At 44.5% G+C, this 14,412-nt stretch carries 11 protein-coding genes; 6 read left to right on the top strand and 5 right to left on the bottom strand.

What is annotated here, in order from left to right:
* Positions 1-42: 42 nt before the first annotated feature.
* From HG263_RS15685 to trmJ, 3 genes are all read right to left on the bottom strand, one after another.
* Positions 43-1,257, bottom strand: coding sequence for an IscS subfamily cysteine desulfurase (locus HG263_RS15685; RefSeq protein WP_171627033.1), 1,215 nt, complete (start codon positions 1,255-1,257; stop codon positions 43-45).
* Positions 1,258-1,281: 24 nt separating this feature from the next.
* Positions 1,282-1,773, bottom strand: a complete 492-nt coding sequence (gene iscR / locus HG263_RS15680; protein WP_171627032.1) for a Fe-S cluster assembly transcriptional regulator IscR — start codon at positions 1,771-1,773, stop codon at positions 1,282-1,284.
* A gap of 227 nt (positions 1,774-2,000) precedes the next feature.
* Complete coding sequence (gene trmJ, locus HG263_RS15675; RefSeq protein WP_171627031.1) at positions 2,001-2,726, bottom strand: tRNA (cytosine(32)/uridine(32)-2'-O)-methyltransferase TrmJ; 726 nt, start codon at positions 2,724-2,726, stop codon at positions 2,001-2,003.
* A gap of 240 nt (positions 2,727-2,966) precedes the next feature.
* On the opposite strand from trmJ, the gene suhB reads away from it, so the two are divergent.
* Positions 2,967-3,770 carry an inositol-1-monophosphatase gene (suhB, locus tag HG263_RS15670; RefSeq protein WP_171627030.1) on the top strand — a complete coding sequence of 268 codons (804 nt, stop codon included), beginning with the start codon at positions 2,967-2,969 and terminating at the stop codon, positions 3,768-3,770.
* A 55-nt stretch (positions 3,771-3,825) separates the two neighbouring features.
* Here the strand turns inward: suhB and HG263_RS15665 are convergent, their stop codons facing one another.
* Both HG263_RS15665 and HG263_RS15660 read right to left on the bottom strand, forming a co-directional pair.
* Entirely contained in the window at positions 3,826-4,698 is an 873-nt protein-coding gene (locus HG263_RS15665) for a substrate-binding periplasmic protein (protein WP_171627029.1), read from the bottom strand.
* A gap of 126 nt (positions 4,699-4,824) precedes the next feature.
* Complete coding sequence (locus HG263_RS15660) at positions 4,825-6,594, bottom strand: GGDEF domain-containing protein (RefSeq protein ID WP_439331996.1); 1,770 nt, start codon at positions 6,592-6,594, stop codon at positions 4,825-4,827.
* Positions 6,595-6,982: 388 nt separating this feature from the next.
* Between HG263_RS15660 and HG263_RS15655 the strand changes: the two genes are divergently transcribed.
* From HG263_RS15655 to HG263_RS15635, 5 genes are all read left to right on the top strand, one after another.
* Complete coding sequence (locus HG263_RS15655; RefSeq protein WP_171627028.1) at positions 6,983-7,315, top strand: hypothetical protein; 333 nt, start codon at positions 6,983-6,985, stop codon at positions 7,313-7,315.
* A 103-nt stretch (positions 7,316-7,418) separates the two neighbouring features.
* Entirely contained in the window at positions 7,419-8,804 is a 1,386-nt protein-coding gene (locus tag HG263_RS15650; protein ID WP_171627027.1) for a TolC family protein, read from the top strand.
* Positions 8,804-10,549 (top strand): efflux RND transporter periplasmic adaptor subunit, encoded by a 1,746-nt coding sequence (locus HG263_RS15645; RefSeq protein WP_171627026.1) that lies wholly within the window; start codon positions 8,804-8,806, stop codon positions 10,547-10,549. Before HG263_RS15650 ends, HG263_RS15645 begins: the two co-directional genes overlap by 1 nt.
* Before the next feature lie 11 nt (positions 10,550-10,560).
* A complete protein-coding gene (locus tag HG263_RS15640; RefSeq protein WP_171627025.1) occupies positions 10,561-13,719 on the top strand; it encodes an efflux RND transporter permease subunit in 3,159 nt (1,052 codons plus the stop codon).
* Entirely contained in the window at positions 13,703-14,410 is a 708-nt protein-coding gene (locus HG263_RS15635) for a PepSY domain-containing protein (protein ID WP_171627024.1), read from the top strand. The genes HG263_RS15640 and HG263_RS15635 overlap by 17 nt, the downstream gene beginning before the upstream one ends.
* Positions 14,411-14,412: the final 2 nt, after the last annotated feature.

Raw genomic sequence — 14,412 nt, 5'->3', positions numbered from 1 at the left:
TCACTATGTGCTCATAACGCTTGGCTACAAGCAAAAATTTGCTTAATGATGTGCCCATTCAACGCTATCTAGGTCAATGCCTTCTTGATGCATTTCCCACAGCGGTGACATTTCACGTAAACGGCCAATTGAATCTTTGATTAGGTTGACGGTGTAATCAATTTCTTCTTCTGTTGTGAAACGACCAATACTAAAACGAATTGAGCTATGTGCTAATTCATCGTTACGCCCTAATGCGCGTAGCACATAAGAGGGCTCTAAGCTTGCTGACGTACAAGCTGAACCAGATGAAACGGCAATATCTTTCACTGCCATCAACAACGACTCACCTTCAACAAAGTTGAAGCTAATGTTCACAATGCCGGGCACTGACTGCTCAATGGCACCATTAAAATACACTTCGTCCATGCCCATCACGCCATCAATTAAACGTTGACGTAATGCACTGATGTGAGCGTGATCTTTTTCAAAATCTTCTTTTGCGATACGAAACGCAGTGCCCATACCAACTAACTGGTGTGTTGCTAATGTGCCAGAACGCATACCACGCTCGTGACCACCACCGTGCATTTGCGCTTCTAAGCGAGCACGAGGTTTACGACGAACATACAACGCGCCAACCCCTTTGGGGCCATACACTTTGTGACCCGAGAATGACATGAAATCAACTTTTAATTCTTGTAAGTCAATTTTTACTTTGCCAGCACTTTGCGCGCCATCAACGTGGAACATAATTTTACGTTCGCGACACATTTCGCCAATCGTGGCAATATCTTGAATTACGCCTAGCTCATTGTTTACATGCATGATGCTCACTAAAATTGTGTCATCGCGCATGGCTGCTTCAAGCTTTTTCAAATCAAGTAAACCGTTTTCTTCAACGTCCATATAGGTGACTTCAAAGCCCTGACGCTCAAGTTCACGACACGTATCTAGTACCGCCTTGTGCTCAGTTTTAACGGTGATAATGTGCTTACCTTTCTTTTTATAGAAATGCGCTGCACCTTTAATCGCTAGGTTATTTGACTCAGTAGCACCTGAAGTGAATACGATCTCACGCGGATCTGCGTTAATTAAATCAGCGATATCGTTACGCGCTTGGTCAACTAACTCTTCCGCCTGCCAACCGAAACGGTGTGAGCGTGAAGCTGGGTTACCAAAATTGCCATCCATTGTCAGACACTGCATCATTTCGTCTGCAACGCGCTGATCAACCGGAGTGGTTGCTGCATAATCTAGATAAATCGGTAATTTCATTTGTTTCTCCGCTTGACGTCAACCCTACAGTTGACAGCTCACTTGAATATTGTCTAATTGCTTCATCGCACTGTTGACGCTTTTATCCTGACGCGATGCAACAGATTGCACATCAGAATTAGCGACTAACTCGGCAAGGGAAATATTGTTTAAAAACTCTTCGATGCGCACGCTCAAATCTGACCACAGTGTATGAGTTAAACAACGCATACCACTTTGGCAGCCGCCCCCTTCTCCGTGGCAACGCGTAGCGTCTACAGACTCATCAACCGCGTTGATAACATCTCCCACAGAAATACTCTGCACATCACGACCAAGTAGATAGCCGCCGCCTGGACCACGTACAGATCTGACTAATCCGTGTTTACGCAGTCTGGCAAATAATTGTTCAAGGTAAGATAGAGATATTTCCTGACGTTCTGAAATATCTGCCAGCGGGACCGGACCAACTTGGGCATGCAAGGCAACGTCTAACATTGCTGTTACTGCGTATCTGCCTTTCGATGTCAATTTCATGAAGCCCCCTAGCTTTTTACCAAGCCGCAAATTTTAATTACCTGACTAGGATAGTCAAGTATTACTCACACGTAATACGACTAAAGTTACCCAATACCCGAGTAAATCAGTCAAGTACTAGTGACCATTGTAATTACCTGAGTAATTTAGTCAAGTATTACGCTCAATTAAATGCCGCAAGCTACATCACCAATAAAACGCGTTTAAAAGCGGCATGATTTCAGGGGTTACTTGTTTGTTGACTTATTAATTGAAGTCAAAATACCACGTAAAATATTGAGTTCTTGATCTTCTGGTCGTGCACGGTTGAATAAACGCTTAAGTTTAGTCATCACCATGCCTGGGTGTTGTTTGATGATAAAGCCCGTTTCATTTAGCGTGCTCTCTAAGTGCTCGTAGAATAATTCCATTTGCTTTGCACTTGGGTAAACTGCCTCATCCACTTCAGGGGTTACTTGTTGGCCATCTAAAAACGCCATACGCGTTTCATAGGTCAGTGTTTGTACAGCCATCGCCAAATTTAACGAGCTGTATTCTGGATTGGCAGGAATACACACGTGGTAGTTGCACAGCTGCAGCTCTTCATTTGTTAGACCACTGTTTTCACGGCCAAAAACCAATGCAACAGGGCCATGATTCGATTCTTTCACTAACTTTTGAGCACACTCTCTAGGCTCAACCATAGGCCAAGAAAGCGTGCGAGAACGCGCACTTGTGCCAATCGTCAATGCGCACTCTTCAATCGCTTCTGATAATTTATTGACTCGAATGGCATTGCCCAGTACATCCGTTGCGCCTGCCGCTAATGCACTGGCGTGGCTGTCTACTTCACATGCTGGGTCGACTAAATACAATTTAGATAGGCCCATGGTTTTCATCGCACGCGCTACTGAGCCAATGTTACCTGAGTGAGATGTGTTTACTAACACGATACGAATGTCTTCTAATGCCATTGATAAACAAGCCTTGAAAAAATAATTGCGGAGTTTACCACAGCCTTGATGCGGCACCATAGTAAAAAGCGCACTAACTAACCACAACTCCAGTGCAGACTAACTAATTCCTTTTCCAGAACAGTGCAGTACAAAAAAGCAGCAACTTTATTTCCATTTGCTTATTTACTTTGTGGTAAAAATCGCTAGAATACGCCGGCTCTATACGAATATGTTCTTTTACAACTCAAAGGTAATGCTATGCATCCAATGTTAAACATTGCGGTACGCGCTGCGCGTAATGCAGGTAAAGTGATCTTACGTGCATGTGAAGATTTATCAAAAGTCGAAGCTCAACAAAAGGGCACTAACGACTTTGTTACTAACGTAGACAAAGACGCTGAAGCCGTCATCCGTGATACCATTCTTAAAGCCTTTCCCGAACACTCACTTGTGGGTGAGGAACTAGGAGTAATAGAAGGCAAAGATGCTGATTACCAATGGGTTATCGATCCTCTTGATGGTACAACTAACTTCATCAAAGGCATTCCTCATTTTGCTGTTTCTATCGCCTTAAAAGTTAAAGGTCGTGTTGAACAAGCTGTTATTTATGATCCAATCCGCAGTGAGCTTTTCACCGCGTCACGTGGCCAAGGTGCGCAATTAAACTCTAAGCGTATTCGCGTTACAAAAAGCACTGAAATTGCAGGCTCGGTACTTGCAACTGGCTTCCCATTCAAGCAAAAGCATCACATTGATGCGTACACAGAAGCATTTAAAGCACTGTTTGTGCACACTGCTGATATTCGTCGTGCTGGTTCTGCAGCGCTTGATATGGCTTATGTTGCTGCTGGCCGTGTGGATGGTTTCTTTGAAATCGGTCTTAAGCCTTGGGATACTGCAGCAGGTGAACTATTGGTTAAAGAAGCCGGTGGCATGGTAATGGACTTTGCAGGCGGTGCAGGTTACAACCAAAGTGGTAACATTATCTGTGGCGCTCCTAAGCTTTGCCAACTAATGGTAAAAGAAATTCGTCCAGTGCTGACTGAGTCACTACTGCGCTAATCACATTGATTATTACGTGATATAAAAAAGGAGCCGAGGCTCCTTTTTTAATGCTTCACTTTTCTTGCTCGGCGGGTACATTATCATTTAAGACCACCGCTGGTTTGGGTAATTCAGCCGTGGCTGGTATGTTGAAATACGGATTTTCCAACTCCAGTACCATCGTGTTCTGGTCAAAAGGCAACTGTGCTAACACATCCGCAAAGTAACGCTCGAACAGCGCATCAAATTCGCCCGATGCTTGTAGCTTAGCTAGTCCCATGGTTATCGCATTAGCAAGTTGCGGCTTGTCTTTGTTGACAAAAAAATAAAAGGCACTGGGATAATGCAAGTATACACTTGGCAAAATCACCAAATTATCAACTTTTTGAGCGGCCAGCTCGGCCCCTACTTCGATGAATGAGCGTGGAAAATAATCTAGCCGACCACGAGCGACCATTGCAAACATAGCTTGATAATTAGCCATTGGTCGAACCGCTAAGCTATTGTGCCCTAATATTTTTGTATCGGGCCAATCATGCCCTTGCACGGCGGTTAATTTAGATAATTCGGCTAAAGACTTTACATCGTCAAACTGAGATAAATGGGTTTTATTAACCAGTAAAGCCCGTTTACCAATAAATCCTTTGAAAAGCGGAACTCGAATAGCCCTAGCAAGTTGCTCTCGTTCGGGGCTTGTCATGCTCCAGTGTAAGTCTACGTCACCTTGAGAGAGTGCAAGTAAGGTTCGCTGCTGATGAGGATGCACTTTTACGTGTTCTATTTTTACATCATATGCTGCTTTTTTAAGGGCTAAATCAAGCAGTTCGTATAGATATAAATCTCTGTCGTACAAAGTACGTTGTTCTTTAGCGACATAAATGGTTTGTGTCGCAACTACGGCGCTCGCCCAACTACACAATAGGCACAGGAATACGAACTTACGCATATATCTGTTCCAAACTTGTTTTTGTTTACGCTACACCCAGCCGAGTTTTTACTCAAGTCTTTATAACTGTTTTTATTGCCAGCTTGACTTACCTTGTGCCAAGAAAGCCGCCCCTTCGTTAAATTGTTAGGCTGAGCATTCTGTCTGCGTCTGCCCATGCCGCACAGTAGATACCGTTGGGCGACGACGATTACAAACAAATAAATAGCTATTTCTATAACGCTTGGCTTCTTTTTTAGCGTCTGTTGCCAATGCCGCAACTTGATGGCTGTTTTTACAGCTATCTAAATCAGGCCTTACCAGTCCTATAGACAGAGTCAAAAGCGGCACAAACTGCTTTTGCCCTTCTCGATTAGTTGCCCAATACCCGCCAGATTTAACATGCTCTGGTGTAAAAAACGCCTTTGATTGCTGTTCAAAGTCGCTGATAATCTGATGGCATAGCTGCTGGGCATCATCACCATCAAACACCACCATAAAGTCATCGCCACCTATATGTCCAACAAAACAAGGGCTGTTTTCACAGGCCTGAACGGTTACCTCAGCGAGCAGTTTGATCACGCTGTCACCACTGGCGTAGCCATATAAATCATTAAATTGCTTAAAATGATTTAAATCAATATACGCCAATGAGAAGCCAGATTGTTTGCGCAAACGCGTTTCAATCGCTTCGTTAATCGCGACGTTTCCCGGTAACATAGTCAAAGGATTAGCATGTTGCGCATGGCGAATTTTTTCTTCGGTGATATGTTTTAATATATCTCGCAAAGGTGCCAGCCCTAAATACTTACCCTCGCGGGTAATGATGATGTGTCGACGTATATCAAACTCTTGTTCGGTGATCTGCTGACTCACTTGGTCAAGTTGCGCATTTTCATCAACAATAAGTGGCTGTTTGTCCATCAGCTCCATCACCGATTTTTTGGCATAAAGCGCATGACCATAAGGTGCTGCAAATACCTCTGTAAGTTGGTCTCTATGTAGCAAACCGATCGGTTCTCGATGCTCGTTAACCACTGCTAAGCTCATGAGTTTTTTATCCAACTCAAAGTTTTTGTGCGCATCCTTACATTGCGTGCACTGATGAATAGCATTTTGCGCCATTGCCAACCAGCCGATCGATATAGAGTGTTCGTTTGAAGGTACTTGCGGCTTTAAGTTTAATGCCGACCATTGACTGGCATCGAGCTCTATTACCGGTTCAGTTTGCGGGTAAGCCAGCAAAAAACCTTGAGCATTTACAATGCCTAATTTTTCCAGCAAGGCGAGTTCTTCAATCCGCTCTATCCCTTCAGCGATTACCGATGTACTGGTGGCTTTCGCCAGTTCAATGATAGATTTCAAAAACTCACGCTTAACAATGCTTTGGTCGCAAAAGTCGATAAAATAGCGATCAACTTTTACATATTCAGGGCACAGCTCTGACCATTGCTTTAAACCAGAGTAACCCGCACCTAAATCATCAATGGCGATGTTAAAGCCAAGCTGCCGATAGTGCTCAATGGTTTTGAGCAGTAAAAAGCCATCATCAACCCTGTCTTGCTCAGTCACTTCAATCACAACTCGATTGGTCGCTAAACCGTACTTTTCGACCAAATCACGCGTTTCTCCTCTAGGGTGACTTGGATCAAGTAACGCACTGGGGCTGACATTTAAAAATAATTTACCCGGCAACTGCTGTGTGACAAATCGTTCTATCGCTTTTTCACGACATAACAACTCAAGCTCTGAGAGTTTGTTGTGAGTACTGGCGGCTTGAAACAGTCGTTCTGGCATTTCTAAGCAACCCACACCGCGACTTAAAGCCTCAAACCCAAGTACCTCTTGCTTGCTAATATCATAAATTGGCTGAAATAAAGTTGTTATAGTGCCTTGCTCTAATATGTTTTGTAGTATATTTCTTTCTAGCTCAGCGACTTTATTCACACCCATAACCAACAAACAATTGACCAAATAATAGCCCTGCAAACTAGCAAGGTTTCATGACATTTTTGTGTCAATTACAGGAATATATCAGTGAGCTATTGCTCTAATAATATCAACAAAGACTCTCAAACCGCGCTGCGCTGCTAGGATTATGCCCCGACCTACAACTGGGTGTTTATTCGATTGAAATTTATTCAGCAATGTTAAGTCTGAGATATTTAATACTTGAATTTATATCATGCAAATTATTAACAAATTTATGAATATTGGTATCTGCGTTTTATTTTAAAAACCTTGGCAATTTACTTAACATAAAAATTGTCGTAGCATTGATATTACCTACGCTATTGAGTTTGCCATGTTTAAGCCAATTTCTACCATATTAGTTGCATTAGCTATCTTGATTGCTCTGACAGGGCAAGCGATGGCTGTGGCTACTATGCCGTGCGAAATGGCGCTAACTAATCATCAAAGCATGGTGAGTATGGATCATGAGCAAATGCAAGGCGCCATGGACTGCTGTGATACACAATGTACTTGCCCTGCTAGTGCATGTTTAACCGTAGTCTATCTCGATACCATGCACCTTCTTGCATTTGAATATCACCTAGCAGAGCCTAGACAGACCTTTTTATCACAATCTCCCCACGCGGTTACCACTTCTCTTTATCGTCCGCCGATTTTTGCCTAACACGGGATAGGTGCGCCTAAAATCTGGTGTATCTTCTACTGCGCTCATTTATTTAAAAATGTTTTATTATCATAAAGTTAAATCCAATTTAGGTTGGTAAATCATGACAAAAGTATTTATACAGGCGGCATTAGCGAGTTTATTGATACCACTTTGTGCAAGTGTCAATGCTGAGCAAACGGTTCAACAAATAATATCGCTCAATGATGCCATTTCGCTGGCCCAACAAAACGACCCTTGGTTACATAGCAGCCGTTTAAAGCAAAGCGCTGTTGAGCATAAGAGTGTTGCAGCGCTTACGCTGGCAGACCCAAAAGTGTCTATCGGTATGATGAACTTACCGACTGATGGCTGGGACTTGGCACAAGAAGGAATGACCCAGTTTAAAGTGGGTGTATCGCAAATGTTCCCAAGAGGCGATAGCTTAGCGATTAAATCTGATCAGCTAAAAACCTCGGCAACGCAATTCCCATTGCAACGAGAAGACCGCCACGCCAAACTCACACGACTCATTTCACAGCTGTGGTTAGACGCCTATTTAGCTCAGCGCACCATAGCATTAATCAATCAAGATCGAGCCTTGTTTGAACAAATGGCCCAAATCGCCAAAGCCAATTATGCCAGTGCCATTGGTAAAACAAGGCAGCAAGACGTTATTCGAGCACAGCTAGAAATCATTCAACTTGAGGACCGTTTAACGGTAGAGCAGCAAAAGCGAGACACCGCTTTAGAGCGTTTAAATGAGTGGTTACAGCTGTTTAGTATAGATAGTCTTGATACTCTGCAAAATTTAAAAGCAGCCACGGCACCCATTGTGCTGCCTAATGAGCTACCAAAAATCGCTTTGGCACATGCACAACATCTCAAACCCAGTGCATACCAACGCAGCGACGCTGTAACACTACTGCTTAACCACCCTGCACTGCGCGCAATTGATATAAAGCACCAAGTTTCTAAAAAGGCAATCGAACTCAGTGAACAGCAGTATCAGCCGCAATGGGGCGTTAATGCCAGCTACGGCTATCGCGACGATATGCCCTCAGGCAGCAGCCGAGCAGACTTGTTCTCTGTTGGGGTGTCTTTTGACTTACCTTTGTTTACCGAGCATAAACAAGATAAGCAAGTTGCGGCAGCCGTGGCCGAATCTGAAGCCATCAAAACAGACAAGTACGTCATGCTAAAACAAATGCTCAGCGAGCTGGAAAAAGAACTGGCACAATTGCAGCGTTTATCTGAGCGACAAGCACTATACAAACAGCAACTTATAGAGCAAACACATCATCAAGCTGAGGCTGCATTGACAGCCTATACCAATGACGATGGCGATTTTTCGGATGTGGTTCGTGCAAGGATCACAGAACTTAATGCCAATATTGCAGCATTAAAAATTGATGTGGATGCACTCAAATCCGTAGCCAAAATTAACTATCTATTGACCCAATCTAATCACAGCATCACTGAGCCAACCAAGCAGCTAGGAGAGCAATAATGTCAGCGAATAAAACAACGCTTACTGCCTTAGTAGTGGGCCTAGCATTGGGTGCGGGGATCACCGTAAGCTTGCAAAATACAGACTCAAACAACGACTCACATTCAGCACACACAGGTAGCTCAGGAGAGAAAAAACCGCTGTATTGGGTCGCACCAATGGACTCAAATTATCGTCGCGATAAACCTGGAAAATCGCCCATGGGCATGGATTTGGTGCCTGTTTATGAAGAGGATAGCGGTGACAATCACGGTCCGGGTAGCGTTAAAATTGCCCCTCACGTAATCAATAACCTTGGGGTCAGAACCGCTCCCGTTGAGTTTAAAAGCATGCATACGCAAGTATCTACTGTGGGCTATGTGCAATACGACGAAGATCAATTACTGCATATCCACCCAAGGGTTGATGGTTGGATTGAAAAGCTTTTCATCAAAGCGGTAGGTAATCCTGTCGAAAAAGGCCAACCCTTATATACCTTGTACTCTCCGCAATTAGTAAATGCCCAAGAAGAGCTACTGATCGCCCTAAAACGTAACAATAGTTCGCTTATTAATGCCGCAAAAGACAGGCTAAAAGCCCTACAATTATCTGAGCAGTTTATTCGTGAGTTAGAAAAAACCCAACAGGTCCAACAGACCATTACCTTCTACTCGCCGCAATCAGGGGTCATTGATGGGCTGAAGATACGCGAAGGCTTCTATGTCAAACCAGGTAATACTTTAATGAGTATTGCTAAGTTGGATCAGGTGTGGGTTGAGGCCGAGGTTTTCGAGCGTGATACCGCGTTAATTAAGCAAGGTTTACCTGTAACCATGACGCTAGACTATTTGCCCGGTAAAACATGGCAAGGCAGCGTAGATTACGTCTACCCAGTGTTAAACAGCAAAACGCGCACTTTAAGGGTACGCCTTAAATTTGATAACCCAAATTATGAGCTAAAACCCAATATGTTTGCGCAAGTGGCCATTGACGCCAACCTTGATGATCCAGTGATCTTGGTGCCTAAAGAATCGGTGATCCGCACCGGTAAACAAGACCGCGTAGTGTTAGCGCTCGGTGACGGTCAGTTTAAATCAATCGCGATAACCATTGGCCGAGTGGGCGAGCAGTACATCGAGGTGTTAGACGGGTTAAATCAAGATGATGAAGTCGTCACCTCAGCACAGTTCTTGATCGACTCAGAATCAAGCAAGAACTCCGACTTTAAACGCATGGAAGACAATGCACCCGCCAATGCCGTTTGGATGCAAGGTGAAATAAACAGCGTAATGGCCTCTCACAACATGGTGAATATTACCCATGACCCTGTTAAAGAATGGGATTGGCCGGCGATGACGATGGACTTTGATGTTGCCGAGCAAGTAGACATCAACACCTTAAAAGCCGGTCAAACTCTGCACTTTGAAGTAACTAAAACCGATGCGGGCAACTACCAAGTAACGGGCATTCACATTATGTCACAGCCATCAGATGAGGTGTCTAGCGCAACCGTTGATGGCCTGATCAATGCTATCGATAAAGAAAATAGAGTTTTAAATATTAGCCGTGGCGCCATTGAAAAGTGGAACCGCCCTGCTGCCACCATGGACTTTTTAGTCAGCGATGAAATTGATTTAAACCAGTTCAGCGCAGGGGATGAAATCACCTTTACCTTTGAAATTAGGGATGACTTTGTGATCACGGAGATAACCCCTAAAGCCGATGATAATAATGATGCGCACAGTGCGCACGAAAATCATAAATAAGGGGTGCCAGCATGATTGAAGCAGTAATTAGATGGTCTGTGGGCAACCGCTTTTTTGTTTTGCTCACCACCTTGATCATCGCCTTTGCGGGAGTGTTTTCTCTAAAAAATACCCCCGTTGATGCAATACCCGACTTATCTGACGTGCAGGTGATCATTAAAACCAGCTACCCAGGACAAGCGCCACAGGTGGTACAAGATCAGGTGACGTTTCCACTGACCACCGCCATGTTATCTGTGCCGGGCGCACAAACAGTACGTGGCTATTCGTTCTTTGGCGACTCCTATGTGTATATTATTTTTGATGATGACACCGACCTTTATTGGGCCAGAAGCCGCGTACTGGAATATTTAAGCCAAGTAGCAGCGAGCTTACCCGATAGCGCCAAACCACAGCTAGGACCTGACGCAACCGGTGTGGGCTGGGTATACATTTATGCCTTAACCGACAAAACTGGTAAACATGATTTAAGTCAGCTACGAAGTCTGCAAGACTGGTTTTTAAAATATGAATTGCAAACCGTACCGGGTGTGTCAGAAGTGGCCGCCGTCGGCGGTATGGTGAAGCAGTACCAAGTGCAAGTAGACCCTGATAAATTACGCGCCTACAACATTCCGCTGAACCATATTCAAACGGCGCTGAAACGTGGCAACCAAGAAACTGGTGCGTCGGTGGTTGAAATGGCTGAAGCAGAATACATGGTCACGGCAACGGGTTATATTCAGTCAGTCAGCGACATTGAAAAAATTCCACTGGGGATCAACGAACAAGGCACACCTTTGCGAGTTGGCGATGTGGCTACCGTCAACTTAGGCCCACAAATGCGCAGAGGTATTGCCGAGCTCAATGGCGAAGGGGAAGTGGTTGGGGGTGTAGTGGTTATGCGCTTTGGCGAGAATGCGCAAACAACCATTCAGGGTGTCAAAGCAAAGCTCGCGTCATTGCAAGACTCTTTACCTAAAGGCGTAGAAGTCGTCACCGTTTACGACCGTTCAAAGCTGATTGAAAATGCCGTTGATAACCTTTGGAGCAAGTTACTCGAAGAGTTGGCTGTGGTGGCGATTGTCTGCATGGTGTTTTTGTTTCACTTACGCTCTTCATTGGTTGCCGTCATTACCTTGCCATTGGGTATTTTAGTGTCGTTTATCATCATGTACATGCAGGGGATCAACGCCAATATTATGTCGCTAGGTGGGATTGCTATTGCCATTGGCGCGATGACCGACGGTGCCATCGTGATGATTGAAAATATGCACAAGCATATGGAAAAAACCCCACTGACCGATGAAAACCGCTGGCAAATCGTTGCTAAATCGGCATCGGAAGTTGGCCCTGCACTATTTTTTAGCTTGCTGATCATTACCGTTTCGTTCTTGCCCGTATTTATTTTAGAAGCGCAAGAAGGACGTATGTTTGCCCCTTTAGCCTACACCAAAACCTATGCAATGGCTGCAGCCGCAGGGCTTGCGATCACGCTAGTGCCGGTACTAATGGGCTACTTTATTCGTGGCAAAGTGATCTCAGAGCGAAAAAATCCGTTGAATCGCGTGTTAATTGCACTGTATATGCCAGTGTTAAAGCAAGTGATGAAGTTTCCAAAGTTCACTATCGTATTGGCTATCACGATAACCGTTATCGGTTTTTATCCAGTTAATAAGATTGGCAGTGAGTTTATTCCCCCTTTGGATGAAGGCGACTTAATGTATATGCCCACCACTTATCCGGGTATTTCGATTGGTAAAGCGCGCGAATTGCTGCAGCAAACCGACAAACTTATTCGCACCGTGCCTGAGGTAGAAAACGTATTTGGTAAAGTGGGCCGTGCTGAAACCGCCACCGATCCTGCGCCATTAACGATGATTGAAACATTTATTCAATTAAAACCTAAATCACAATGGCGAGCAGGAGTAACAACCGAAAGCCTCAAAGCTGAGTTAAACGACCTAGTTACCTTTCCTGGGCTAACGAATGCTTGGGTTATGCCAATTAAAACGCGCATAGATATGTTGGCTACGGGTATTAAAACCCCAGTGGGTATTAAAGTAGCCGGCGCAGATCTTAATATTATTCAAGATATTGGTCAGCAAATTGAGCGTATTTTACCCGAGGTTACAGGCACCGCATCGGTCTATTCTGAGCGTGTGGCCGGTGGGCGTTATATCAAAGTGGATATTTCGCGCCAAAAAGCCAGTCGCTTTGGTTTGAATATTGCCGATGTACAACAAGTGGTTGCCACGGCAATTGGCGGTATGAACGTCACACAAACCATCGAAGGACAAGAGCGCTATCCGGTTAACTTACGTTACCCTCAAGACTACCGAGACTCGCCTGAACAGCTTGCTCGCTTGCCTGTGGTCACCCCATTTGGTGAGCGTATTGCGCTGGGCGATGTTGCGCGTGTTTATATTGAAACAGGTCCACCGGGGATCAAAAGTGAAAATGCCCGTATAAATGGTTGGACCTTTATCGATATTGACGGTGTGGATGTTGGCAGCTATGTTGCTAATGCACAAGCGCATTTAGCCAAAAATCTAGACTTGCCAGCGGGTTACTCAATCACATGGGCAGGCCAATATGAATACATGGCGCGTGCAAAAGCAAAACTCAGCTACGTACTACCACTGACTTTAGCGATTATCATCATACTGCTTTATTTAAATTTTAGAGCATTAAGTGAAGTAGTGATGATTATTGTAACCCTCCCTATGGCGATGATAGGTGGGTTGTGGCTAATGTATCTAGAAGGTTTTAACTTCTCGGTTGCGGTGGGGGTGGGTTTTATCGCACTGGCTGGCGTGGCTGTTGAAATTGGTGTGATCATGCTGGTGTACTTAAACCAAGCACTGCAAGAACTCAAAGCCAATGCACAGCAAACAGGACAAACAATTAGCCAGCACAAGTACCTCGAGGCGCTATTACATGGCGCAGGTATGCGTGTACGGCCAGTAATGATGACAGTTGCCACCATCATTATTGGCTTACTACCCATTTTATATGGTTCTGGTACGGGATCGGAGGTAATGAGCCGAATTGCTGCACCTATGGTGGGAGGTATGAGTAGTGCAGTCTTACTCACATTGCTTGTACTACCTGCTATCTATAGTTTGGTCAAGCAAGCTGATATTGTGCAGTTCAACAAAGGTATCCAACATTATGATAAGAACAATTAGGAAATACCATAAATGGCTGATGGCGTTTATCGGCGCCCAATTTTTTATTTGGTCACTCACTGGGCTATACATGGTGACGATGGACATTCACTACATCCATGGTGAATCGTTGCAGCGCCAAAGCCAGCAACCCATTGCACTAAACCAAGTAAACTACTCACTGAGCAAGTTGCTCAGTGAGTACCCCGGCGCACAGCAGATAACCTTAACGCAGTTACTGGCAAAGCCGGTTTACCATTTTATTGATAAAAACCACACGCGCCATTTGTTAGATGCGCAAACCGGTCAACTGCTGCCATTAATTGATAAGCTGCAAGTGTTAAAAATCGCTAAACATCAATATACAGGCGATGATGCCGTAGCATCAGTGCTGCTAATCACCAACAAAAGTGAGCTACCTAGCGAACTTGCACCAAGGCATTTACCCGTTTGGCAAGTCGTGTTCGACAACGTTTGGGCCCCCACCTTTTATATCAGCCAGAACACAGGCACTATTGTCACCAAGCGTCACTTTTTTTGGCGACTGTTTGATTGGATGTGGCGCTTTCATATTATGGATTATGACGATGGTGAGAATGTTGCCAACTGGTTCTTGCTACTCATTGCACTACTGGGCACGCTAGCGGCTGTATTTGGGGCTACGCTCACCTATCAGCGCGTCTTTAAGCCAAACAATCAAGGAGCCAATTAACG

This window comes from Pseudoalteromonas caenipelagi (assembly GCF_013140855.1).
Taxonomy (GTDB): domain Bacteria; phylum Pseudomonadota; class Gammaproteobacteria; order Enterobacterales; family Alteromonadaceae; genus Pseudoalteromonas; species Pseudoalteromonas caenipelagi.
The sequence above is the reverse complement of the archived record's forward strand: the minus strand, read 5'-3'. Positions and strand labels throughout refer to the sequence as shown.

Excerpts from the sequence above, each read along its gene's own strand:
- HG263_RS15685 (WP_171627033.1), bottom strand. The coding sequence starts at position 1,257 with ATGAAATTACCGATTTATCTAGATTATGCAGCAACCACTCCGGTTGAT.
- HG263_RS15645 (WP_171627026.1), top strand. The coding sequence starts at position 8,804 with ATGTCAGCGAATAAAACAACGCTTACTGCCTTAGTAGTGGGCCTAGCA.
- suhB (WP_171627030.1), top strand. The coding sequence starts at position 2,967 with ATGCATCCAATGTTAAACATTGCGGTACGCGCTGCGCGTAATGCAGGT.
- HG263_RS15655 (WP_171627028.1), top strand. The coding sequence starts at position 6,983 with ATGTTTAAGCCAATTTCTACCATATTAGTTGCATTAGCTATCTTGATT.
- trmJ (WP_171627031.1), bottom strand. The coding sequence starts at position 2,726 with ATGGCATTAGAAGACATTCGTATCGTGTTAGTAAACACATCTCACTCA.
- HG263_RS15650 (WP_171627027.1), top strand. The coding sequence starts at position 7,419 with ATGACAAAAGTATTTATACAGGCGGCATTAGCGAGTTTATTGATACCA.
- HG263_RS15635 (WP_171627024.1), top strand. The coding sequence starts at position 13,703 with ATGATAAGAACAATTAGGAAATACCATAAATGGCTGATGGCGTTTATC.
- HG263_RS15640 (WP_171627025.1), top strand. The coding sequence starts at position 10,561 with ATGATTGAAGCAGTAATTAGATGGTCTGTGGGCAACCGCTTTTTTGTT.
- HG263_RS15665 (WP_171627029.1), bottom strand. The coding sequence starts at position 4,698 with ATGCGTAAGTTCGTATTCCTGTGCCTATTGTGTAGTTGGGCGAGCGCC.
- iscR (WP_171627032.1), bottom strand. The coding sequence starts at position 1,773 with ATGAAATTGACATCGAAAGGCAGATACGCAGTAACAGCAATGTTAGAC.